This is a genomic window from Filifactor villosus, assembly GCF_042652965.1.
In the GTDB taxonomy this organism is placed as follows: Bacteria; Bacillota; Clostridia; order Peptostreptococcales; family Filifactoraceae; genus Filifactor; species Filifactor villosus.
The window spans coordinates 1-22,290 of the sequence record NZ_JBHSHL010000028.1 but is presented as its reverse complement, the minus strand read 5'-3'; the positions used below and the strand labels follow the sequence as shown (position 1 = coordinate 22,290).

The 22,290-nt window shown below is 39.9% G+C and carries 33 protein-coding genes; 31 read left to right on the top strand and 2 right to left on the bottom strand.

Features of this window, described 5'->3' with window-relative positions:
* The 16 genes from ACFO4R_RS07820 to ACFO4R_RS07745 form a co-directional block, all read left to right on the top strand.
* The coding region (locus tag ACFO4R_RS07820) for a hypothetical protein (RefSeq protein WP_379788519.1) at window positions 1-384 on the top strand (384 nt) is incomplete at its 5' end.
* A 23-nt stretch (window positions 385-407) separates the two neighbouring features.
* A complete protein-coding gene (locus tag ACFO4R_RS07815; RefSeq protein ID WP_379788518.1) occupies window positions 408-836 on the top strand; it encodes a GtrA family protein in 429 nt (142 codons plus the stop codon).
* Window positions 793-1,680 carry a UbiA prenyltransferase family protein gene (locus tag ACFO4R_RS07810; RefSeq protein ID WP_379788517.1) on the top strand — a complete coding sequence of 296 codons (888 nt, stop codon included), beginning with the start codon at window positions 793-795 and terminating at the stop codon, window positions 1,678-1,680. Before ACFO4R_RS07815 ends, ACFO4R_RS07810 begins: the two co-directional genes overlap by 44 nt.
* Before the next feature lie 13 nt (window positions 1,681-1,693).
* Window positions 1,694-2,266, top strand: coding sequence for a haloacid dehalogenase-like hydrolase (locus tag ACFO4R_RS07805; protein ID WP_379788516.1), 573 nt, complete (start codon window positions 1,694-1,696; stop codon window positions 2,264-2,266).
* Window positions 2,253-3,767, top strand: a complete 1,515-nt coding sequence (locus tag ACFO4R_RS07800) for a glucosyltransferase domain-containing protein (RefSeq protein ID WP_379788515.1) — start codon at window positions 2,253-2,255, stop codon at window positions 3,765-3,767. Before ACFO4R_RS07805 ends, ACFO4R_RS07800 begins: the two co-directional genes overlap by 14 nt.
* A 110-nt stretch (window positions 3,768-3,877) precedes the next feature.
* Window positions 3,878-4,354 carry an acyltransferase family protein gene (locus ACFO4R_RS07795; RefSeq protein WP_379788522.1) on the top strand — a complete coding sequence of 159 codons (477 nt, stop codon included), beginning with the start codon at window positions 3,878-3,880 and terminating at the stop codon, window positions 4,352-4,354.
* A 247-nt stretch (window positions 4,355-4,601) separates the two neighbouring features.
* Window positions 4,602-4,985, top strand: coding sequence for a hypothetical protein (locus ACFO4R_RS07790; protein ID WP_379788514.1), 384 nt, complete (start codon window positions 4,602-4,604; stop codon window positions 4,983-4,985).
* Window positions 4,986-4,989: 4 nt separating this feature from the next.
* Window positions 4,990-6,009, top strand: a complete 1,020-nt coding sequence (locus tag ACFO4R_RS07785) for a glycosyltransferase family 2 protein (RefSeq protein ID WP_379788513.1) — start codon at window positions 4,990-4,992, stop codon at window positions 6,007-6,009.
* A 32-nt stretch (window positions 6,010-6,041) separates the two neighbouring features.
* Window positions 6,042-7,361: an NDP-hexose 2,3-dehydratase family protein gene (locus tag ACFO4R_RS07780; protein ID WP_379788512.1), complete on the top strand. Its 1,320-nt coding sequence runs from the start codon at window positions 6,042-6,044 to the stop codon at window positions 7,359-7,361.
* A 6-nt stretch (window positions 7,362-7,367) separates the two neighbouring features.
* Window positions 7,368-8,327: a Gfo/Idh/MocA family protein gene (locus ACFO4R_RS07775; protein WP_379788511.1), complete on the top strand. Its 960-nt coding sequence runs from the start codon at window positions 7,368-7,370 to the stop codon at window positions 8,325-8,327.
* A 3-nt stretch (window positions 8,328-8,330) separates the two neighbouring features.
* On the top strand, window positions 8,331-8,897 hold the full coding sequence (gene rfbC / locus ACFO4R_RS07770) for a dTDP-4-dehydrorhamnose 3,5-epimerase (RefSeq protein ID WP_379788510.1): 567 nt from the start codon (window positions 8,331-8,333) through the stop codon (window positions 8,895-8,897).
* Window positions 8,894-9,805: an NAD-dependent epimerase/dehydratase family protein gene (locus ACFO4R_RS07765; protein WP_379788509.1), complete on the top strand. Its 912-nt coding sequence runs from the start codon at window positions 8,894-8,896 to the stop codon at window positions 9,803-9,805. Before rfbC ends, ACFO4R_RS07765 begins: the two co-directional genes overlap by 4 nt.
* Before the next feature lie 60 nt (window positions 9,806-9,865).
* Entirely contained in the window at window positions 9,866-11,035 is a 1,170-nt protein-coding gene (gene glf, locus ACFO4R_RS07760) for a UDP-galactopyranose mutase (RefSeq protein ID WP_379788508.1), read from the top strand.
* Between the two features lie 112 nt (window positions 11,036-11,147).
* Window positions 11,148-12,029 carry a glucose-1-phosphate thymidylyltransferase RfbA gene (rfbA, locus tag ACFO4R_RS07755; RefSeq protein WP_379788507.1) on the top strand — a complete coding sequence of 294 codons (882 nt, stop codon included), beginning with the start codon at window positions 11,148-11,150 and terminating at the stop codon, window positions 12,027-12,029.
* A 42-nt stretch (window positions 12,030-12,071) separates the two neighbouring features.
* Complete coding sequence (rfbB, locus tag ACFO4R_RS07750; protein WP_379788506.1) at window positions 12,072-13,118, top strand: dTDP-glucose 4,6-dehydratase; 1,047 nt, start codon at window positions 12,072-12,074, stop codon at window positions 13,116-13,118.
* Between the two features lie 87 nt (window positions 13,119-13,205).
* Window positions 13,206-13,361 (top strand): hypothetical protein, encoded by a 156-nt coding sequence (locus tag ACFO4R_RS07745; RefSeq protein ID WP_379788505.1) that lies wholly within the window; start codon window positions 13,206-13,208, stop codon window positions 13,359-13,361.
* 839 nt (window positions 13,362-14,200) lie between these two features.
* Here the strand turns inward: ACFO4R_RS07745 and ACFO4R_RS07740 are convergent.
* A complete protein-coding gene (locus tag ACFO4R_RS07740; RefSeq protein ID WP_379788504.1) occupies window positions 14,201-14,950 on the bottom strand; it encodes a LexA family protein in 750 nt (249 codons plus the stop codon).
* Between the two features lie 240 nt (window positions 14,951-15,190).
* Here ACFO4R_RS07740 and ACFO4R_RS07735 point away from each other — a divergent pair, with 240 nt between their 5' ends.
* Window positions 15,191-15,352: a hypothetical protein gene (locus tag ACFO4R_RS07735; RefSeq protein ID WP_379788503.1), complete on the top strand. Its 162-nt coding sequence runs from the start codon at window positions 15,191-15,193 to the stop codon at window positions 15,350-15,352.
* On the opposite strand, the gene ACFO4R_RS07730 is transcribed toward ACFO4R_RS07735, so the two are convergent.
* Window positions 15,342-15,542, bottom strand: a complete 201-nt coding sequence (locus tag ACFO4R_RS07730) for a KTSC domain-containing protein (protein ID WP_379788520.1) — start codon at window positions 15,540-15,542, stop codon at window positions 15,342-15,344. The genes ACFO4R_RS07735 and ACFO4R_RS07730 overlap by 11 nt on opposite strands.
* An 82-nt stretch (window positions 15,543-15,624) precedes the next feature.
* Between ACFO4R_RS07730 and ACFO4R_RS07725 the strand changes: the two genes are divergently transcribed.
* The 14 genes from ACFO4R_RS07725 to ACFO4R_RS07660 all read left to right on the top strand — a co-directional run bounded on the left by ACFO4R_RS07725 (window position 15,625) and on the right by ACFO4R_RS07660 (window position 22,126).
* Window positions 15,625-15,810: a helix-turn-helix domain-containing protein gene (locus ACFO4R_RS07725; RefSeq protein WP_379788502.1), complete on the top strand. Its 186-nt coding sequence runs from the start codon at window positions 15,625-15,627 to the stop codon at window positions 15,808-15,810.
* Between the two features lie 23 nt (window positions 15,811-15,833).
* The gene (locus ACFO4R_RS07720) at window positions 15,834-16,061 is read left to right on the top strand and encodes a hypothetical protein (RefSeq protein WP_379788501.1); all 228 of its coding nucleotides are present in this window, start codon (window positions 15,834-15,836) and stop codon (window positions 16,059-16,061) included.
* A gap of 11 nt (window positions 16,062-16,072) precedes the next feature.
* Window positions 16,073-17,992 (top strand): transposase domain-containing protein, encoded by a 1,920-nt coding sequence (locus ACFO4R_RS07715; protein ID WP_379788500.1) that lies wholly within the window; start codon window positions 16,073-16,075, stop codon window positions 17,990-17,992.
* Window positions 17,993-18,886, top strand: coding sequence for an AAA family ATPase (locus tag ACFO4R_RS07710; protein WP_379788499.1), 894 nt, complete (start codon window positions 17,993-17,995; stop codon window positions 18,884-18,886).
* Between the two features lie 121 nt (window positions 18,887-19,007).
* A complete protein-coding gene (locus ACFO4R_RS07705) occupies window positions 19,008-19,166 on the top strand; it encodes a hypothetical protein (protein ID WP_379788498.1) in 159 nt (52 codons plus the stop codon).
* A 3-nt stretch (window positions 19,167-19,169) separates the two neighbouring features.
* On the top strand, window positions 19,170-19,385 hold the full coding sequence (locus tag ACFO4R_RS07700) for a hypothetical protein (protein ID WP_379788496.1): 216 nt from the start codon (window positions 19,170-19,172) through the stop codon (window positions 19,383-19,385).
* Between the two features lie 9 nt (window positions 19,386-19,394).
* Window positions 19,395-19,547, top strand: a complete 153-nt coding sequence (locus ACFO4R_RS07695; RefSeq protein WP_379788495.1) for a DUF6906 family protein — start codon at window positions 19,395-19,397, stop codon at window positions 19,545-19,547.
* Window positions 19,544-20,053, top strand: a complete 510-nt coding sequence (locus ACFO4R_RS07690) for a hypothetical protein (RefSeq protein WP_379788494.1) — start codon at window positions 19,544-19,546, stop codon at window positions 20,051-20,053. Before ACFO4R_RS07695 ends, ACFO4R_RS07690 begins: the two co-directional genes overlap by 4 nt.
* 1 nt (window position 20,054) lies before the next feature.
* Complete coding sequence (locus ACFO4R_RS07685) at window positions 20,055-20,633, top strand: YddF family protein (RefSeq protein WP_379788493.1); 579 nt, start codon at window positions 20,055-20,057, stop codon at window positions 20,631-20,633.
* On the top strand, window positions 20,630-20,896 hold the full coding sequence (locus ACFO4R_RS07680; RefSeq protein ID WP_379788492.1) for a hypothetical protein: 267 nt from the start codon (window positions 20,630-20,632) through the stop codon (window positions 20,894-20,896). The genes ACFO4R_RS07685 and ACFO4R_RS07680 overlap by 4 nt, the downstream gene beginning before the upstream one ends.
* Window positions 20,893-21,129, top strand: coding sequence for a hypothetical protein (locus ACFO4R_RS07675; RefSeq protein ID WP_379788491.1), 237 nt, complete (start codon window positions 20,893-20,895; stop codon window positions 21,127-21,129). The genes ACFO4R_RS07680 and ACFO4R_RS07675 overlap by 4 nt, the downstream gene beginning before the upstream one ends.
* 116 nt (window positions 21,130-21,245) lie before the next feature.
* A complete protein-coding gene (locus ACFO4R_RS07670; RefSeq protein ID WP_379788489.1) occupies window positions 21,246-21,563 on the top strand; it encodes a hypothetical protein in 318 nt (105 codons plus the stop codon).
* Window positions 21,564-21,878, top strand: a complete 315-nt coding sequence (locus ACFO4R_RS07665; protein WP_379788488.1) for a hypothetical protein — start codon at window positions 21,564-21,566, stop codon at window positions 21,876-21,878.
* Window positions 21,872-22,126, top strand: coding sequence for an AbrB/MazE/SpoVT family DNA-binding domain-containing protein (locus tag ACFO4R_RS07660; RefSeq protein ID WP_379788486.1), 255 nt, complete (start codon window positions 21,872-21,874; stop codon window positions 22,124-22,126). Before ACFO4R_RS07665 ends, ACFO4R_RS07660 begins: the two co-directional genes overlap by 7 nt.
* Window positions 22,127-22,290: the final 164 nt, after the last annotated feature.

Genomic DNA, 22,290 nt, shown 5'->3' with positions numbered 1-22,290 from the left:
TTATTGAAGGAAGTAGGGACGATAGCCGAAGACTATTTGACCCTGTATACCGAATTTGAAGCTATGGAAACTCAGGTGTCTGTCGTTTGGAAGGATGTACTTTGGTTTAAACAACTTTATGAGAATGAAAAAAACAAGGAACAACAAGTTCTTCACAAGTTATCGGAGGAAGTTATCATCGAGGATCCTCCAAAGATAGAACAACAGGGAGATCTTGTGTCCATATCCGTAGAGGAACTGCAAAACTATATTCAAAAAAGCAATGAGTTGGAGCATATCTACTCTATGAGAACTTGGAAGATGGTAGAGAAATATAGAAACTTTATGGATTATACCGGTGCAGGCAAAAAATTAAAAGGTATGAGAGATTTGTTCAGAAAATAAGTAGAACGAAAGGTTGCTTAGTCGTGATAAAGGTAGAAGCAGGACATTTGAAAGAGCTGATAAGATACGGCTTCTTTGGAGTTTTGTCAACAGGGATAAACTTCGTGTTATTTTATATCTTGATAAAGCTTAGAGTGCATTACATCGCTTGTAATGTATTGTCCTATGTTGTCGCAGTATACATCTCTTATTATTTCAACAAATGGTGGGTTTTTGAGGAAGATAGTAGTGAGCGATCAAACGATATGATAAAAAAAATCAAATATTTTTTTGTTCGAGTCTTGTCGTTGCTGGTCGATACGGTCCTGCTCTATCTTTGTGTAGATTTCTTTAAAAGAGATGTGTTTATAAGCAAAATTGTAATTGCTGTTGTGATCATACTGGCCACCTATTTGATAAATAAGTACTATGTTTTTGGAGATAAGAAGGAGAACTATGAGAGAATACCTTAAATTGATGAGAGTCAAACATTATATAAAAAACTTATTGATATGTGTCCCTCTGATCTTTTCGAAAAAATTGCTCCAAGACTCAAGTTTTTTTGATACGTTGCTCGGAGTACTTGCTTTCAGTATGGTATCTTCAGTGATTTATATTATCAATGATATCAATGACATAGAAAAGGACAGGAGCCATCCGAAAAAGAAGGAAAGACCTTTGGCTAAGGGAACAGTAACAATAAGGAGTGCAGTCCTCCTTATACTTTTTTTGTTTTCAGTCACAACTCTATTGGAAGTTTTTGTGTTTAAAAACAGCCTGGGATCTTGGGCGGTCCTGTTTCTGTATTTTTTTATCAATGTTGCTTACAGCTACAGGTTGAAGAACATACCGATCGTAGATGTAGTGATACTGGCAATGGGATATATTTTACGGATATACTATGGAGCTGTCATTGTGAATGTGGAAGTATCTGCCTGGCTATATCTCACGGTCTTATCTCTGGCATTTTTCTTGGGCTTTGGGAAGAGAAGAAATGAATTGATAAAAAGGGGGACCTCTCATAGAGCAGTCCTAAAATATTATACCAAAGAGTATTTGGATAAGGTGATGTATATCTTTCTGGGAATCACATTGGTGTTTTACTCTCTTTGGTGTGAAGGGATGGTCTCTATGCTGGGCAGAAGTATATTGTTTACAATCCCTGTTGTTATCTTGGTGATATTGAGATACACACTGGTTATCGAGATGGATTCGGATGGAGATCCGGTGGAAGTGGTTTTGGGAGATAAGATCATTATTATATTAAGTATGCTGTATATCATTATGATACTTACTATATTGTATATAAAGGTATAGAAGGGGAGGGATTATGGAGGTATTTGTCTATGATTTTGACGGGACCATATACGATGGGGATTCCAGTGTGGATTTTTTTATGTATGTATTCAAAAAAAATCCGGGATCCATTCTAAAGATAATTCCCTTATTGTTGTATAGTTTCATACTGTATTTTTGTAAGCGGATCTCCAAAAAGACACTCAAGGAGAGGTACTTTTCGTTCTTAAAGCACAATACTCAGGTGGATGATTTACTCCGAGGTTTTTGGGAGGAGAATTTCTGTAAGTTAAAACCTTGGTATCTTGAGAAGAGAGACCATTCAAGAGATATTATTATTTCTGCATCTCCGGAGTTTTTATTGCATATTCCTGCACAGAAAATAGGGGTATTCAAATTGATCGCCACTAAGGTCGATAAAGAAACAGGGCAATTTTTATCGGAGAATTGTTATGGGAAAGAGAAGGTAAACAGACTCTATGAGTTCTTTCCTGAGTGCAATGTTCTGGAGAGCTATTCAGACAGTTATTCAGACTCGTGCTTGTTCGATATTTCACATAAGGCTTACTTGGTAAAAAAAGGAGAGATTATACTTGTTAATAGATAGATTTAAGAAACAAACGGATGTCGAACTATTGATCGTATGTCTTTGTATAGCTTTTATTTGTTATGGAGGCTATGTGTATCCTCATTATGCAACGGATACATACAGGGTCGTTGCTAACTTGGAGTTTACTTTGCGGGATATATGGGAGGAGTATACTTTCCCCTATTTAAAGGCAGGGCGCTATGGACTGGGAATTTTGATGTATATTGTGGCAATGTTTAGGATCCATCCTCTGTTGAACAACGTAGTATCCAATGTTTTATCGATCTGTTTTATAGGCTTGTCGCTGTATCATTTGGTCTACAGATTGAGTAGTTATTTGGAGTTTCGTTCCACTCGGAAATTTAAATTACTATTGGTAGCTACTCCGATATTTATAAATCCTCTATATGCAGATTGGTTTCAGTTTCCCGAATGTGTTGTTTATTACTCGTTGGGGCTTTATCTTGTTACAATTCTTGCTTTTAAAGTGTTTTTTCAAGAATCATACACCTCTATAAAGCGGAAGGTATTTTATATAGGGAGCCTGATTTTTGTTATAGGGATCTATCAGATTCTTTTAAATGTATTTTTTATTCTATCTTTGTTCATAATTTATATGATATACCTGAAAAAGAATACTGCTACAAAGGTATTAATAAAAGAATTTCTGTTTCTCTTGTTTCTTTATACAGGGATCAGTCTAATCCAGTTAACTATTATAAAAGTGTTTGGAAATGGAATAAGGACAAATACCGACATTATCAATAATACTATATATGTAATAAAGATGCAGCCGGTTTTATGGGCTATGAAAACAACGGGAAATGGGAATGTTTGGCTTGTAATCACAACTTTAGTTGTGCTTGCATTTAATATAGTCTCCATATTTACCATACAAGGGATTCCCAAATCAAAGGAATTTCTTCTCTTTATTTTGTTTTTTGTTGTGATAAGCGGTATTCTATACTCAACTCATATTTTAGCCGAACCGTGGTTGTCTCAGAGAACCGTAGTGCTATTGTACGGGTTTCCCGGGATATTGGGACTATTGTTTCTGTGTAGAAAACAAACGGATTCATCCTTGCAAGCTTATTTTAATTTAGCTTTGATCTTCTTTCTTGTTTTGAATACCGTCTATATATACAGAACAAATAATATTTCTATTGGAATGCAAAAAACGAACAGCTTAGACAAACAGATTGTTCTACAAATAAGAGCAGAGATCGAGGATTATGAAAAAGTGAGCGGGATTCAGGTGAGCAAAATTGCCTTTAAGAATGATGCACAGCTCAACTGGAGTTATCCTGACGTGTTTTGTATGTTTGATTTGAATGTAAGGGCGTGGGCTGTTGATTGGGCTAGAAAAAATATGGTGGAGTTTTATATGCAAAGGAAGTTCGATGAAATAGAGATGGATGATGTCATATACCAGAGATATTTTTTTGAGAAAAACTGGAATACTTATGAAGAAAGCCAGACAGAGATAATAGGAGATACGATTTATATTATGGTGTATTAGACAGGGGGTTGATCCGCCGTGCATTATACTGTGCTCTACTTGAAATATTAGGAATCAGGGTATTAGGGTATGCAATCTCTAAAAATGCTTTGAATCACCATAGAATTCGAATGGGTAATAGTATAAAATATAAAATAGGAGAAGGTGTTATTTTGACCAAATTTAAGAGGAGTCTTGCAATAGATTTTTTTAAAGGGATAGCGATTATAGGTATCGTATTTATCCACACAGTTTTTGTTTCGGGATGGGCTTATGTACCGGGCTATATGAGAAATTTTTCACTGTTGATTGATGTACCTCTCTTTTTCTTTTTGTCAGGATGGGGAAGTTCTTATAATCAAGACTACTACAAAAAGATAAATAGTGTAATTAAACTCTGTTTCAGGTGTATATATTTTATAGTGTTATATACATTGGTTATTTTTTTTGTGGACAGAGATTTATTTAAGGTCAAAGATCTGCCACATTACTTTTTGTTTGTAGTCACTCAACCGGGCAATATATGGTCAGATTTTCTGGGGGGGTTGGTTTTTCAATGCTTTCGTCCCTGTCAATATCATAATACCATACTTTTTATTTCGAGATAAAAGGAGCTCGACCTACTTGATATGGGGATGTATTTTTGCGTTGACTCTTATTTGGTATAAGTTTTTACCTAATGTACTTTCTTTATCGGTATATTTTTATTTCTATGCGCTTATTTATCTTTTGGGATACAAAGCAAAAGACTGGTATATTCCGTCTGCAAGGGACTTTGTCTTTATACTAGTCGGGACTGTCCTGTTGATAAGATTGAGCTTTTGTTTTAGAGGGATTCATATATTGGAATCGGACTTGAACCAAATCAAGTTTTCTCCATCCTTACCATACTTGTTTTACTCATTGCCTGCTATGGAAGTAGTTTTGTTGTTAAGAAAAAGAGTAAGCAGCTCATCGAATCGTTTTGTAGGTGTAGTTTCACTTTTAGGTAAAAACAGTATCTGGATCTACTTTGGTCAAACATATTCTTTGACACTTTTGGGATATATAAGTGCAGCAGTTCACATTAACATATGGCAGGCAAAATTACTGTTGATGTTTTCTATTAATTTGATACTTGCTCTATTGTTTGCCTATGTACTTGCAAAAGGGTATTCAGTAACAGAACGAGGCTTTTTAAGACCATTTTCAAAAATCAAGCGATATTTATCAAATTTTATTATACAAGGGGAAGTATAGGATGATGAAGGAGATATCAGTTTCGATAATCGTAGGGGAGTACAATTCCTCTGCGTTTATCAGAAAAAATGTGGAGAGCCTGCTTGAGCAGGATTACAATAATATAGAGATTCTTTTGTACGACGATGCTTCCACAGATAACACAAGAGAGATCATGAGGGAACTTGAAGTTGAGCATCCGGATAAGATACGGATTTTTGTATCTGATATCAACGGGGGAGTCGGCAAAGGAAGAAATTATTGTTTGAACAGAGCGGAGGGAGACTATATTCTTTTTATGGATCATGACGATTATATCGATAGATCCTATGTGTCGACCTTGGTTCGCGAAGCCGAAAAATCAAAGAATATAGATGTTTTTTATACCGGATTTACTAGCGTTGAAGAGAACGGGGATATCCGATATGTCCGAAAGTTTCGGACAGAAGAGGAGGCTTTTCGTCAAAGCATTCCCTTATTTGCCAAGATGTATCGGAGAAATTTCTTGGTTGAGAACAATATCTATTCTTGTGAGGGGAGGGTTATTGAGGACATCCTCTATCAAGGGGTTTTAGAAGCTAGAAGACCTAAGATAAAGCTAGTCGATTATCCCAAATATTACTACGTGTTCAATAGAAAATCTATAAAAAACACAGTCTTTTTGGAGTTTCAGAATGGAATTATAGATAAGAGTTTTGACTATCTTATCCGAAACAAGAACTTGTTGTCCCAAGAATCGTATGAGATAGCAAGTTACTATGCCTTTTATTTTGTTTGTTGGTATCTTTTGAAAACAGGTGCCTACGTTAAAAAAGAGAATATGGATGCAGAGTATTCGAAGGCATTTGGCTATTTAGATAGACACTTTGCCGAGTATAGGAACAATAAGTATTTGACACTCAGAGGATTAAAGGGTTCTCGGATGGTTGTCAACCTAGCTTTAAAGACGGTATCTGTTTTAGATAAATTGGACTTGTCAAAATGGTTCTTTGGTTTTTATGCAAAGAACGGAAGATTCTTCAGAAAGTTTTGGCCGGAACTGTAGAAAATTCGATTAGTTTGAGTAAAGGAACAAAGATGAGGGAGAATATAAAAGATATTTTATCTTGGGTCGATGAAAAAAACAGAAGCCTGGAAGTAAATATCTATAAGAAAACAATGGGAGAAACCGTTTGGTTTTTAGATGGAGAAGGGGTTATACGAAACAAGGATAACAGTTTTTTTCAGATCAGAGGCTTGAAAGTGCTTGAAGAAGACAGGGTCGTTCAGGAGCAACCGATTATCATCCAAGATGAGATCGGTTATCTCGGTATCATATGCAAAGAATTCGATCACAGAATGTATTTTCTTATGCAGGCGAAGATCGAACCGGGAAATATCAACAAAATACAGATCTCTCCGACGATTCAGGCTACCAAAAGTAATTTTACCCAAAAACATGGAGGAAAGAAGCCGGCCTATCTCGAGTATTTTTTGGACGCGAGACATCGGGTGTTGGTAGATCAGATCCAATCGGAGCAGTCTTCGAGGTTTTTGGGAAAGAGAAATCGAAATATCATCATTCTGGTCGAAGATGAGGTTCGAGTATTGCCTTCTCATAAGTGGATGAGCTTGGATCAAATCAAGGAACTGATGAAGATCGATAATCTTGTGAATATGGACACAAGGACGGTCTTATCCTGTCTTCCTTACTTAAGTATGAGCGAAAGGGAGCGTGAACTGTTAGGTTACCCGAGAAGTGAAGAGTTGAAGAAATCCCTGTATGAAGGGGACGGAACAAATCATATTACCGAAATCTATAAATATATCAATGACTATAAGATGTTTGACCTTTGCAGAAGAGAGCTCCTGCCCCTGTCTTCTTTGGATAGATGGGAGTGGAAAAAGGGAGAATTTGTTCATAAGGAGGGATATCCCTTCAAGGTCATCTTTTGTGAGATAGAGATAGAAGGTCGTGAAGTAAGAAAGTGGACACAACCTTTGTTTGAAGCCAACGGAAAGGCGATATTCGGTCTTTTGACCCGGCTCGAAGACGGTATGACGAAGTTTTTGGTAAAGGCGAGGTCGGAAACCGGATGTTTTGACAAGATCGAGTTGGGACCGAGTGTCCAGTTGGAAGCGGATTATTCGGAAGATGAATTGGATGTAGTGGAAAAGTTGTTCTTTGAAAGGTGGAAAGGACAGCAAAACATCCGGTTCGACACAGTGTTGTCTGAAGAGGGTGGAAGATTTTATCATGAACAGAACCACAATGTGATCATTGAGATAGAAGAGGAGTTAAGGGAGTTGCCACAAGGATATTTTTGGGTAGATTATAAGACTTTGGCGGAATTGATCATGGTGAATAATGTTCTTAACATTCAGCTTAGAAACCTGCTGTCAGTATTGGAGGCTTGATGTATTATGGAAAAAATAAGGATAGGGATACTTGGAACATCGGAGATCGCCTTTCGTCGTTTTCTTCCGGCATTGATGAAGTGTAAGGATTTTGATTATGCGGGTGTGGCGTCGAGAAGCGTCGAAAAAACGGGTAAGTTTATCGAAAACTATGGAGGAAGAGCATATTCTTCTTATGAAGAATTACTCGATGACGAGGGGATCGATGCGGTCTATATTCCGCTACCGCCCGCACTTCATTATCAATGGGCAAAGTCAGCCTTGGAGAAGGGGAAACACGTTTTTTTGGAGAAACCTTCAACGACCGCTTTGTCTGATACTCGAGCATTGATAGCCATGGCTGAAGAAAGAGATCTGGTTTTAAGAGAGAATTATATGTTTTTATACCACGGACAGATCACAAGGATACGGGAGATTCTTGAGCAAGAAGAATTCGGAGAGCTTCGCTTGTTGCGTTCAAGCTTTGGTTTCCCCAGGAGAAGTGCCGAAGATTTCAGATACAATAAGGAGCTGGGTGGAGGTGCTCTTTTGGACTGTGGAGGATATCCCGTCCGTTTGATTTTGGAACTTTTGGGCGAAGAAGTTGAGGTCGAAACTTCCAAGCTGCACTATACCGATGAGTATGAGGTCGATCTGTATGGAGATGCGACATTGTCAAATGGGAATGTGACTGCACAGATCGGATTCGGGATGGATCATGAGTACAGATGTGAACTTGAATTGTGGGGAAGCCGAGGTTATCTGAAGGCATCGAGGATATTCACGGCACCTCCGGAATTTGATGTTGAGTTTGACTGTGTTGTCGGGGGAGAGTCAAAGAAGGTTTCGGTGGGCAAGGATGATCAGTTCTATAATTCGATCGTTTATTTTAGACAGTGTATTCTCGATAAGAAGAAGAGGATAAGGGAATATACTTATTTGGAAAAGCAGTCTTATTTGGTTGAAAAAATACAAAAGGAGGGTTAGGTCATGAAGATCACAGAGTTGGAACTTGAAGGTGTAAAAATTTTGGAACCCAAATATTTTGAGGATTACAGGGGATATTATACAGAGAGTTATTCCAGCAGAACCTTAAAAGAGTTCGGTATAGACACGGTCTTTGTTCAAGATAATCATAGCTATACGATCAAAAAAGGAACCATTCGAGGAATACATTTTCAGAATAATCCAAAACCGCAAATAAAGTTGGTAAGATGTGTGAAGGGAAGAGTTTTGGATGTTGTTGTCGATCTTAGAAAAGACTCTCCAACTTTTAAAAGATGGATCAGTGTTGAATTATCCGAAGAAAACAGAAAACAAATATGGATACCCAGTGGTTTTGGTCACGGATTTTTGACATTGGAAGATCATTGTGAGATCCAGTATAAAGTAAGTGAATGGTACTATCCGGAATATGATAGGGCGATTGCGTGGAATGATAAGGAGATCGGAGTCGACTGGGGAATTGAAGATCCAATCGTTTCTGAAAAAGATATGAAAGCACCTCTGTTGTCCAATAGTGATGTGAACTTGAATATGGAGGTCAACTTAAAATGAAGAAAGTTGTTGTAACAGGGGCGAGTGGCTTTATCGGAAAAGCTTTGACTAAAAAACTTTTGGAGAAGAAAATAGAAGTCTTTGCAATTGTTAGAGATTGTAAAAAGATGGATGAATTTAAAGATGATCCTCTGATTTCAATTGTAGAGGCGGATTTGAAGGGTTATTCGAATATCGATGAAAGTCGTCTGAGCGGTGATGTCGATGTGTTTTATCATTTAGCATGGGAAGGAACATTTGGAGCGCCTTTTAAAGATTATAAATTGCAGATGAATAACTCCATTTATTCTGCAGACGCCCTTGATTTAGCGATAAGATCTGAGTCTAAGAAGTTTGTTATGGCGAGTACGGTGAATGTCCTTGAAACAATAAATTATTTCGGAAAATCAGGAATAGCACCCCGATATACTTGCATCTACGGTACAGCCAAATTAGCTTCTGAAATGATCTGTAAAACAATAGCTTATCAAAAGGGGATAGACATTAATGTTGCTTTAATCGCGAATTCATATGGCGAGGGTGATACGTCTAAGATGTTGCCCAATGTTCTCTTGACCAATCTTCTTCAAGGGAAAAGTCCTGATTTGGTGGAAGGAAATTTTTTGTATGACTGGATCTATATCGAAGATATTGTCGAAGGCTTATTGGCGATTGGTGAAAAGGGGCTGAATCAAAAAACCTACTATCTGGGACACGAAACCCTTTTGACGTTTAGAGAGATCGTTGAAAATGTTAGGGATATAGTAAATCCTAATGTTGAGCTGAAACTCGGAGTATACAGTGATACGGTCAATATTGACTATGAGAGGATAGACAGAACTTCTCTTAGGAAGGATACGGGCTTTAGCCCTTGTAGTGATTTTAAGGAAAGTATATTAAATACTGTAAACTGGATTAAGAAGAGATAACTTTCTTGATTTTTTGATCAGTAACAGCGTCAAATATTGTATATTGGATGGAGTTGAAGTATGAAAGCTTTGGTTGTGGGAACGGGATATTCAGGTGGTATCATTGCCAGAAAACTGGCGGAAGAAGAAAATATCAAAGTAAGAATGATAGAGCAAAGACCTCATATTGCAGGGAATATGTATGACTATTACAATGAGTACGGGGTCCTGGTTCACAAATACGGTCCTCATTTGATTAATACGGACAAGTACCATGTAATCGAATTTTTGGAAAAATATACGGAATTAGTTCCTTTCTCCGTGAAGTTGTTAAGTCATATAGACGGCAAATATGTGAGTCTACCCTTCAACTATATGACGATGCAACAACTGGTGGGTGCGAAAAAAGCTTCTTCCTTGCTAAAAAAGTTCAGATCTGCATTTGAAGGACGACATAACGTATCTATTTTTGAACTGATAAGCCATGAAGACGAAGATATTTGTGACTACGGAAATCTGTTATATGAGAAGGCATATAAGACTTATACGGCTAAGCAGTGGAATCTAAAACCCGAACAATTGGACAGGAGCGTCTTGGATAGGGTAAAGATGCGATTGAACTATGAAGAGAGGTACTTGGATGTTGATTTTCAATATATTCCAAAGTACGGATATACAAAACTCTTTGAAAATCTTTTGAATCATCCCAATATCGAAATTGAATTAAATACCAATGCCATAGATCATATTCGTTTTGACGACGAACATGAAATTGTTCTCTATGATGGCGAGGAGTATGATGTGTTGGTATTTACCGGTGCCATTGATGAGTTGTTTGACTACAAGTACGGAAAACTTCCTTACAGGTCTTTGGAGTTTGTATACGAAAGTCAAAAAACAACTTCCATCTTACCCACACACATTGTCTCCTGCCCTTCTCCGGATGTAGAGTACACGAGGATTACGGAGCACAATAAGATAAACGGTCAACCTCAAGGAGAGTATTCTACGATCGCATATGAATATCCTTATGAATACAATAAAGACGCGGAAAAGGGCAATCTTCCTTATTATCCTGTTGTGAACAAAGAAAACTTAGAGTTGTTTGATCGGTATGTGGAGGAATCTAAGCGGTATAAGAATTTATTTCTGTGTGGTCGTCTTGCAGACTATAAGTATTACAATATGGATCTGATCATCGATATGACACTTATAAAATACGAGGTATTAAAGGAAAAGTATTGCAGATAGTGTAGATGTTTTTATGGAATTGTTTGGAGATGCAATAACTGAGAGACCTCGATATCTATGCTATAAGTTTGAGGATGATGCATAATATAAAAATTATGATTGGAGAGATCAGATGAAAGGAATTATACTTGCAGGGGGATCGGGTACAAGATTGTATCCGATCACCAAGACTATTTCGAAACAAATCGTGCCTATTTATGATAAGCCTATGATCTATTATCCGTTATCTACCTTGATGTTAGCAGGTATTCGAGATATTTTGATCATTTCTACACCCAAGGATATCCATCTGTACCAAGAGCTGCTTGGAAGCGGAGAAAGTTACGGTTTGAGCATAAATTATGCGATACAGGAAAAACCGAGAGGCTTGGCAGAAGCCTTTATTATCGGAGAACATTTTATCGGTAAGGACCGTGTTTGTTTGGTACTCGGAGATAATATTTTTTATGCACGGGGATTTTCCGAGATGTTGGCTAAGGCGCGAAACAATGAGGAAGGCGCCACGATATTCGGCTACTATGTGAGCAATCCGAGTGAATTTGGTGTCGTGGAATTCGACAAGCAGTGGAACGTGTTGTCTTTGGAGGAAAAACCGGAAAAACCCAAGTCCAACTATGCGATACCGGGCTTATATTTTTATGACAATGAGGTAGTTGAGATCTCCAAAAATATAAAACCTTCAAAACGCGGGGAGCTTGAGATAACGGCGGTAAACGAGGAGTATTTGAGGAAGGGACAGCTGAAGGTGGAGCTGTTCGGTCGAGGGATGGCTTGGCTTGATACCGGAACTTATGACGGTTTACTGGAGGCGGCGAATTTTGTGCATACGGTTCAAAAGAGAACGGGTCTGTATGTATCCTGTATCGAGGAGATCGCCTTCCGAAAAGGCTATATCAAAAAAGAGCAACTTTTGACCTTGGCGGAGCCTCTTATGAAGTCGGATTACGGTCGATATTTGCAACGAATCGGTAATGAAGAGATAGAGATTTTATAGAGGAGAGGATCTATCTCCAATCTTTGAAAGGGAGTCTTGACTATGAAAACGGTATTGGTTACAGGAGGAGCGGGATTTATCGGTTCCAATTTTGTAAGGTTGATGTTGGAAAAATACGATTATCATATTATTAATTTGGATTCGTTGACCTACGCAGGAAACCTCGAGAATTTAAGAAGTATCGAAGATCATCCGAACTATGTGTTCGTGAAAGGCGATATTGCCGATAGAGAACTTCTGGAAAGGTTGTTCCGGGACTATGATATCGATATGGTAGTAAACTTTGCAGCGGAGTCCCATGTGGATCGAAGTATTGAGAACCCGGAAATATTTTTGAAGACAAATGTTTTTGGAACGCAGGCATTATTGGATACTGTAAAGAAGTTTTGGAAGTTGCACCCGGAAGATAAGTATTCGAGGGAGTACAAAGAAGGGGTGAAGTATCTTCAAGTCTCAACGGATGAGGTGTACGGAGCTTTGGGGAAGGAAGGGATGTTTAGTGAAACTACCGCACTTGCACCCAACAGTCCGTATTCGGCATCCAAGGCGGGAGCGGACCTGATGGTTCGTGCATATCATGAGACGTTTGCCTTACCTATGAATATTACAAGGTGTTCGAATAACTACGGACCCTATCAATTTCCTGAGAAGTTGATACCCCTTATGATTCATAACTGCAAGAAGGACAAAAAACTTCCTGTATATGGAGACGGGATGCAGATCAGAGATTGGCTCCATGTGAAGGACCATTGTGAGGCTATCGATATTGTACTTCACAAAGGAAGAAACGGAGAAGTATATAACATCGGTGGAAACAATGAGAAGGCGAATATTGAAATTGTAAAACTTATTGTGCGAACCTTGGATAAACAGGAGGATCTCATCGAATATGTAAAAGACAGACCGGGGCATGATCGAAGGTATGCGATTGACAATACGAAGATAACGACAGAACTCGGATGGGCGCCGTCTTATACCTTTGAGGAGGGTATTGCAGAAACGATCCGTTGGTATTTGAACAATGAGGAATGGATGCAGAAGGTAACTTCCGGGGAGTATATGGAGTACTACGAGAAGATGTATAAATAAACTTTATTTATACAGATTCCAGAGTGGAATATAAGGAAGTGTTTTGGTATTATTCCATAGCGATGGATGAGGAGAAGGTGGAAGATTATGCCGGATGAAGGTGTTTTTTCTGTTCAAAAACATTGGTATGAAAAGATATCAGAGCTGCTCCATTTACAAAAACTTGGAATGACGATATGGATCTTAGAAAAAGGACCCCTTGGAACTAAATCTTTCCAAGGGGATTGTAATCTTTCAGGATAGATGGCAATATAAAAGGTGTGAGGAAAGGCGAGAAAAGGCGGGAAATGTCGTCTTTCCAATGTGTTTAAGGTTTGTATCAAAAAAGTTTTGCCAAGTACGTGCAAAGTGAAAAATGGATTTTTAAAGAGGTTTGGCTGTGGATAAGTCAAGGCTCTTTTTTTATCTTTCAAACTTTCAAAACAGGGTTTTTGCCTTTCAAAAATCTTTCAAAATGATGTAGGGGATCTTTCGGGAGGGTTTCGGTCGGGCGATATGAAGCGGGAAGGAGCGGGAAAGGTTTCGGAATCGTCATGAAGAGGGCGAGGATGTGAAAGGGTTGGTATGGTGGGATTACATAGGGGTTAATGAGGAGATGCAGCAGGTTACATATTAGGCGGTTGAGGGTGTGAAAGATCGGCGGAAAGTGTGAAAGATTTTTGAAAGACGGGCGTTACATTTTGAAAGATGTTATGAAAGATTGGGAAAGATAGAGTGGTAATAAGACTGGAGGTATTCAAAGTGAAGTTGTGGATAAATGACATTCCAAGTGGACAAATGTGTTTTTCGACAAAAAAGTTGTCCACTTGGAATTCTTTTGAAATTCCAACGAAAAATTAACGATAGAAAAATCAAGTGGACAAAGGCAAGTGGACAAAAATGGATAAAGGAAGGCGAAAAACGGGCTAGAGTTTTCGAAAAAAAGGCATAAAAAACATAGGGTGAAAAAAGTGGGTTTTAAGTAGTCCTTTGAAGGGAATAAAAGTTCTGTTTTTGAGTATGAAAGATTATGAAAGAAGTATTGAAATAAAAAACCGACTATGAAAGAGAAAAAATTTCTAGTCGGTTTTTTTTTTGAAAGATCAAGCGTCAATTACCATTCCGATTATTCGGAAGTTTTCGGAGTTCTCGGCTTTTATGATAATGGGATTGTAAAATGGATTGATAGATCGAAGTTCTATTTTGTTGTGAAACTTATAGAATCTTTTGCAGGTGATAGTATCAAGATCGGTAGCTACGACAACTATCTGCCCGTTTTCGGCGTAGGGCTGCTCTTTTATGAAAATGATCTGATTATCTTTAATCTCTGGCTCCATAGAATCGCCACGTACTCGGAGTGCGTAATTTGCCTTTGAACTTTCAGGAACTTCAATCAGTTCGTCTTCGCTGTAATAAGGGGCATCCATAAGTTTGGGACTTCCTGCTGCTGTTTCTCCGAGAATGGGGATTTGTTTTGTTCGAACCTCTTCTTTTTTAGGGGTTAGTGTATATTCTTCTTTCGTTTCGTCGTAATTTTGTTTTTCTCGATAGTTTAAAAACTCTATATATAGTTCTAGTTCTGCTCTATTTTTCTCGGAAAACTGAGGAGGAAAATAAGATTTTTCTTGCTCTCGATCCTCTCCGAATATTACATAATTTAGGGAAAGGCCTAAAAATGTAGATAACTTAGCGATTTTGTCATAGGAAGGGTACATAACCTTTCCTTCTCTAGCCTTTTTCTTCCAATCTACAAACAGATTTGTGTTTATACCACATGAAATCAAAGGGTCTTTCTCATTCAAGTTCTTTTCTTTTATTGCATCCAATAAGCGAAGTAAAACTTTATCCTTCATAACTATCCCTTTCTATAAGAAAAATCTTATTTTTGTATTTACAAACAAGAAATTTCTTGCTATAATACAAGTAACTTAAAAATTAACTTAATTATACCAAAAATATAGACTTTCAACCCAAAAATTTTGCATTTTAGTTGGCAGAGAGAAAAAAGGAGGTGGCTATTTGGTAGATAAAGGAGTCAGGGTGTTGGAAATGCTAAATTAGAGAAAAGGATCTGCAAACAGGAGGCGAAAAGAATGAAATCAACAGAAATGAGAGATTACGAAAAGCTGGCAGAGTTATGTAAGCCAATTTTGGAAGAATTAAAAGAACACTTCCACCCTCATGTATCCGTTGTGATATCTGCGGATGGAATAAGAGTGGAAGAGTCCGTTTTTGGGATTCCGTCTAAATCCTAGAATAGCGATATGAATTTTTAATATACGATGCGTGATAACTTCCTTTGGATGCGGCTGCCATCAATCCGTTATAAACATATTCAGGGACATCATAGTAGTCATAAGTGCCTGAATTGAACTGTATTCTGAGGGTGCGCGATGGTTTGTCGTACCCAACGGATACTAAATTACTGGAAGAAACAGGTTGCATAATCATATTGATCACCTCCTTTCTATATATAGTAGGCAATACAAATATATTATACCATATGTAGAGTGAAAGGGCAAAAAATATGAAAAATTTAAGGAAAATAAGGTTATCAATGGGATTGAAACAAAGTGAAGTTGCTAAAATTGCAGGAGTATCTTATCAAATGTACTCCCATTATGAGACGGGAAGGAGAGAGTTACCTGTAAGAGTCGCTAGAAAAATAGCCAAGGGCTTAAAAGTTCATTGGATGGAGTTGTACGATGAGTAAAAAATGACAAGGTGGTGAGGAAGGTGGAAGAGAAGAAGAGAAAAAGAAGTTGGTCGAAAAGAAAAATTACAAAACAAGGAAAAGCCATTCGCGAAGAGTGTGCTCGTAGGAATATTACAATTTCAAGACTTGCACAAAACATGGGAATGAAGAGCACAAACTATTTATCTATGATTATGTACGGAGCTGTGGGAGCTGGTAAATATCAAGAGCAAATAGATCTGTTCTTAAAGGGAGAAAAAATAAGCTAGGGGGTGAAGAAGTGGAATATTTATCTTTGACAGAAGTTGCTAATCTGGAAGGAAAAACATGGGAAGCCATAAACAAAAGTGTGAGAAGGGGGAGAATAAAGTCGCAAAAAATAGAAACGGGAGAAAGGTGTGGTTTTGAATATAGAGTCCCTGTTTCCGAATTAAGCGAATCCGCAAAGATAAAATATTTTGCTGAAAACCCTCAAAAGGCGGAACTTCCCGAATCGAAAAAGTCGGATCTTGAGGTCAAGCTCGATGATTTGAGTTTAACTCAAAGAGAAGAGGCTTTTTATTGGGAGGGAGTTATAAAAAGCTGGCGTTCGTATGTGGGAGAGCATACGGAGAAGTCGGCAACAAAGGAGTTTTTAAGAAGATTCAACAAGGAGAGTGATAAGCAGGTAACAGAAAGAACTCTATATCGCAAATGGGAGCGATATAAGGAGTTCGGAGTGGTAGGATTGGCAGACTTGCGAGGAAATCGCAAGAAGACAGGCGCGAAGATCCATGACTGGGTATGGCATACCTTCAGTTGGTGGTGGCTCGATGAGAATGAGCCGAGCGTGAGTTTTCTCTACAAGCTGATGCAAGGATGGCTTGAAGAGCATAAGCCGGAGTTGTTACCGTTGCCATCGGAAGCTACATTCCGCAGGGCAACGCAGGAGATCCCATTACCGGTTGTGAAGTATTTCCGCAAGGGAGAGAAGGCGTTCTCGGATGAGTGTGAGACATTTATTCATCGGGATTATAGCAAGATCTTCTCAAACGATGTCTGGTCTTCAGATTACCATACCATGGACATCATGGTACGAGATGACGAGACGGGGGAAGTGTTCCGACCGTACTTTGTGAGCTGGTTCGATATCAAAAGTCGAAAGCTGCTGGGATTTCGGTTGACGAGGACGGCAACAACGGACGGGGTAATTCTTTGTTTCAGGGATTGTGCAATGAAGTGGGGGCTTCCCGTTTCGGTGTATCTTGACAACGGAAGAGAGTTTCTGTCGAGTTCGTTCGGCGGGCGTGGAAGACGCAAGACAGACGAGCGAGCGGATTATGGAACGACGATCTTGGAGCGTTGTGGTGTCAGCATGACAAATGCAAAGGTCGGAAATGCGAAGGCGAAGATTGTTGAGCGTTTCCACAAAACGATGACAAATCAGTTTTCCAAGTGCTTTCTAACGTATGTCGGGAAGGGTCCGAGTTTCAGACCTAATCGACATAATAAGGTTCTGAAAAAAGAGGAAAATATTCCACTTCTATCTGAAATGAAAAGGGATTTGGAGAACTTTCTGGAAGGCTTCTACAACAACACAGCGAGTGAAGCGGAGGGGATGCATGGATTAACGCCAAATGAGTGTTATAAGAACAACTTAATCGAAAAACGCACGGCCACGGCGGAGCAGTTAAGATTGCTTTTGACAAGAAGCGTAAGGCTTCAACAGTTCAAAAGAGACGGCGTATTTATCAAGGTGGGAGACGAAAAGGTCTACTATTACGAAAGCGACTACGTGCAAGCTCTCCTGGGACAGCAGGTATATGTAAGGTATGACTCTGACGATCTGACAAAGGTGTATCTCTACGATGAAAAAGAACGATATATCGGAGAGTGTCGCAGAGCTTTAAAAGGTGGATATGAAGGTGCGGACGACGTGGAAGCGATGAAAGCAGTCGCAGCTCATAATAAGAAGTTACGCAGAGATGTTCAGACATATTTGAACATCAAGGAACTTCAGGATGCTCCGGAGGTCGTTGAGGCGATGAGAAGCGTGTCGGAGAGCATGAGAAGGAAAAACGTCATTGACTACGATGCGAAGGTGATCCGTCCGGTTATGACCGAGCGAGTCGCAAAGGCATCGGGAGACGATGAGGAAGTCGGGATTTATTTCGAGCGGATGATCGAGAATGCTCGAAGGAAGAAGGAGGGAAAGGAATAGATGGATTATAGGATCACAATAAACAAGGTTAAGGCGTATATGGAGGATCGCAATGTAACTCAATCGGCGATGGCGAAACGTGCCGGAATTGCAGAGAGTAGCTTCAGCAAGTTCCTTGCCGGAACTTATACGAAGATGGAGAAGATCGCGACACAGCTTGAGGAGTTTCTTGAAAAGGAAGAGGCTAGGGACAACACGGTGTCGGCGGAGGACTTGGGGTTTGCAAGAACAACGATCAGCAACAAGGTGTTGAATGTTTTGGAATACTGCAATATTCAAAGGTCACTGGGGGTTATTTACGGAGATGCTGGGATAGGCAAAACCTTTACCGCAAAAAACTGGGCAAAAGACCGGATGGATGTGTTCTTTGTTACGGCAAATCCGGCATTTGCTAAGGTCAAGCCGTTCCTTCGGATCTTGGCAAGGGCGTTGAAGGTAGAGACTTCGGGCACGGTAGATGTGCAGATGATGGATATCATGGATAGGCTGTTTGAAAACGATAAGATGATTATTGTCGACGAGGCACAATGCTTGGACAAGCGAACTTTGGAGATTATTCGAAGTATTAACGATGCGACCGGTACGGCGATCGTGCTGATCGGGAATGAAGTGGTTTATAGCAAAATGCTCGGAAAACGTCAGGCAGAGTTTGCTCAATTGTTCAGTAGGATCTCAATGCGGAATCATCTGTTGACGGATGATTTCGACATCGAGGACATGCATCTGGTCTTCGGAGATGTCGATCTGGGGGTAGCGGAATACCTGCTCAAGGTGTCACATTCCAAGTATGGATTAAGGGGAGCGACGGCGTTGTATGCGAATGCGACGAACAACGGAAACGCATCGATTGCAGGACTGAGATCGATGTCACGACAAATGGGAATTGAAGCATAAAAAAAGAAGTCCTTGCATGCGGGAACATGCTTGGACTTCGCACCCGCTCCGATTGGGCGGACAAAAATGAATTCAAGTAGATTATAACACGCTGTGGACGTGATTGTCAAAGGAGGGGGGAATGCAGACAAAGGCAGAGATGATGAAGACGTTGAAACAAGTTCGGTTTTCGATCCATGCGAGGCTGGTGCTCGCGAATCAGGAGGATAGAGAAGAGTTTACAAGGGTTTTGAAAAAGATGGATGAAGTGATCAAGGAGATAGAGGAGTTAAAGGAGTAGAGGATGAAAACATACAAGTTATATCGATATATTGACGAGAAACAGATATATATCGCAGAAGACGACAACAATGCGATGGCGAAAAATATTGAATATGTAGGAGAGATCCAATCGGGTCTTACACTTGAACAATTGGCAACGGGCTTTGCTTGGACCGCAATGAAACGATTCGGAGAAGCACAGGAAAAACTGGAATCGATCAAGCGGTTAATCGGTTAGGGGGGACATATGAAGCATGGAAAAAGGCTAACAAGGAAGGAAAAGGAGTATTTTGCAAGTTGCAAGTTGAATCCGGACAACTGGCTGAGAGTGAAAGAGACAAGGGAGTATGTGGAGTATGTAAACAGGGTATCGGGGAAGGTTAGGAGGATGGCAAAATGAAACGAGGTCTGCGAGTGTATGCAAACGCGCTAAGGCGCAAAAATCGGGTGATCTATGAGGCGATATTTGAGTACCCGAAGGAGTGTCGTTATTCAAGAAGTGGAAGCGGATATATCTTGTTTCCGTTTGAGATCTGGCAGCAGGATCGAAACGGAGCATGGTACTTCTTTTTGAGCGACTTCTTCGAGAAGGGGTTGTGGGGGGATTGTATCGGTACAAATCGGCACAATCACGAAGATCTTGGGCTGGCGTTTTTCCTTCACAACGATGTGATTGCCTTTGACGTTGTGAAGAAGGCGACACGGGCGCATGGGTTAGATACCATAGCGCCCGGCTATCGGCATCGTGGAAGTCAGGGAGAAGAGAAGGAGAAACTGGAAAAGGTGATTAAGGAAATCACGGGAGAGAGTGCATATCGACTCCTTCGTATTGAAGGAGGAATGGCTGAGGAAGTAGGATACAAGGAATATGTGTATCCTTCGCCTAAAAAACAAGGAGGACACTGAGATGAAAATGGCAGTATTAAACACGACAATCATCACGGCAGATGGAGATTTTTCGATCCGAACAGTGACAACAGAAGAAGCAAGAGAATTGATTCAATCAACTCCGTTCGTCTCTTATGTAGGTCATAAGGCGACGGCTGAGGTCATGAGTCAACTGTTTGGGATGGAGGTGAAGCACAACAGAGAGTTGTTTCATCAGCAACCCGGGCAGGTTGCACTTTGTCTGAAGCTGAACGGGAGAATCCCGGAGGGAACAATTCTAACGATTGAGGAGATGGAAAAAATCGGATATGTGTTTAAGACAATCGAAATGAAAGATCCGGATGAGGTTCCTGCGGGAATCTACAACTACATTAATGAGCTGAATTGTCAGTACGGTACGCTCCATCCGATCGCGGTGATTGATGCGATCCTGGACTGTGTCGGAATCATGTTATCTTTAAAGGCAATGGAAATGCTCATAGACAGTTTAAGTAATAAGGAAAATCGTGATCTTGCTCTCGAGTACTACGCTCGCTATATTGAGACGGGAAAACGGTTGAAGTGGGAAGAGTACAAAGAAAAGAGGTTAGAACAATGAACAGAATAGACAGGTGGTTGTTGAGAATCTGTTGGATGTTGCAGGTGGTCGTGTGGGTCACGAATCAAATGGCTTACGGCACTCAAAACGGGAGTGCCTTGGTGATGCCTTTTCTGTGGATCCTCTACCGCTTCGGCGGAGAAATCGTTGAGGACTTCCGTGATCTTGCGGGATCAAGGAAGTCGGAGAGGAAACATAAGGATTTTAAGATTTGGAGTGCCTACGATGTTAAGTATCGTATCAAAAAAAGGAGGGCAGCGTGAGACTGATCTATGGTAAGCGATACCGAATTCGCAGGAGGGACACGGACGAGATCAACAAGCAGAAACAGGTGGAGGTCATGACGTTTGTCGGGAATGTGGATGACAGGTTATTGCTTTTTCGTCATCCGATCGGATACAAGGAGGCGTTTTTGAAACGATTGGCGGGAGTAGATTACTTTATTGAAGAGGTTTCGGACAGCTTTCAAGATGATTTCCGGGAGGGGATGAAATGAGGTTTTCAATTCAAGAATTCTTTTGGGATCTAATAAACTATGATTACAATCTATATATGGAGGTTGTCCAAAAAATTAGAAAGCTGTCGAGAAAAAAGAAACGGGAGGAAATGAAGATGAAACATTTAAAGATGGGATGTGTCGCAGGGCGACATGAGATTAAGCAGGCAACAGATGGATACCTTTTTGAAAAAATTGACGATGTTCACGATTATGAATATATGAGAGATGTGATTGAGCGCAAGCTTGCTCTCGCAGGAAGTCTGGATTTATATGTAACGGGTTTGACTGCCGTGACGGCGGAAGCCGTGGCGACTTGCTGCAAGTATGGGATCGAACTCACTTTGTTTCACTATGATCGTGAAACCGGCGAGTATAAAGCGCAGGTGATTGTGAGCGATAGAGAGGCGGAGCTGTTGAAAGAAGGAAAGTAGATGAAACTGAAGAATGGAACGCTATTCACAAAGAAAGAGCTCGTTGGAATCATAAATGCACTTCTTTCGATAGAACATGGTTTTGCAAAAAGGAATTATCTTATGAAGTTCGTTGAAAAGAAGCAAGAGGAACTCTTTGACCAGGTTGATAAAAAGTTGGAACTTCTTACGCATTTGGATGTTAGCGATCTCGATTTTTTCAAAACTCAGCGAAAGTTAACAGAAGAGATAGATTCTCTTCATAACGAGGTTCGTAAATGGGGAGAAGTGGTTGTTGTAGAAGGCAGGAAGCAAAAGGAGGAAACATCATGTTAAATGAAAAAAAAGTTAGCAAGTCAGGAGGGATTACCATCCCGTCGCATATCCGCCGAGAGATGGGAATTGCACCCGGAGAAAAGGTTGAGGTGAAAGCAGATGATAGCGGGAACTTAGTTCTTGAGAGAGTGGAAGGTTCGTGTATCTTGTGTGGAACTCATGAGAATCTGCTTAAGGTGGATAAGGTATTTATTTGTGAGGAATGCGGAATAAAGGTGCATGAAGCCCTAAACGAAAGGGGGAAGTAAGATGATTGAGAATATCAATGAAAGATTAATCAGGGTACACGAAATTGACGAAGAGATATCGAGATTAAAAAGAGAAAAAGATTCCATTACGGCAGAATTTCAGGCCTACGGTCTTCAGGAACTCGAAAACAAGAATATCAAGTATTTGGAGCTGTCGGGCAGTG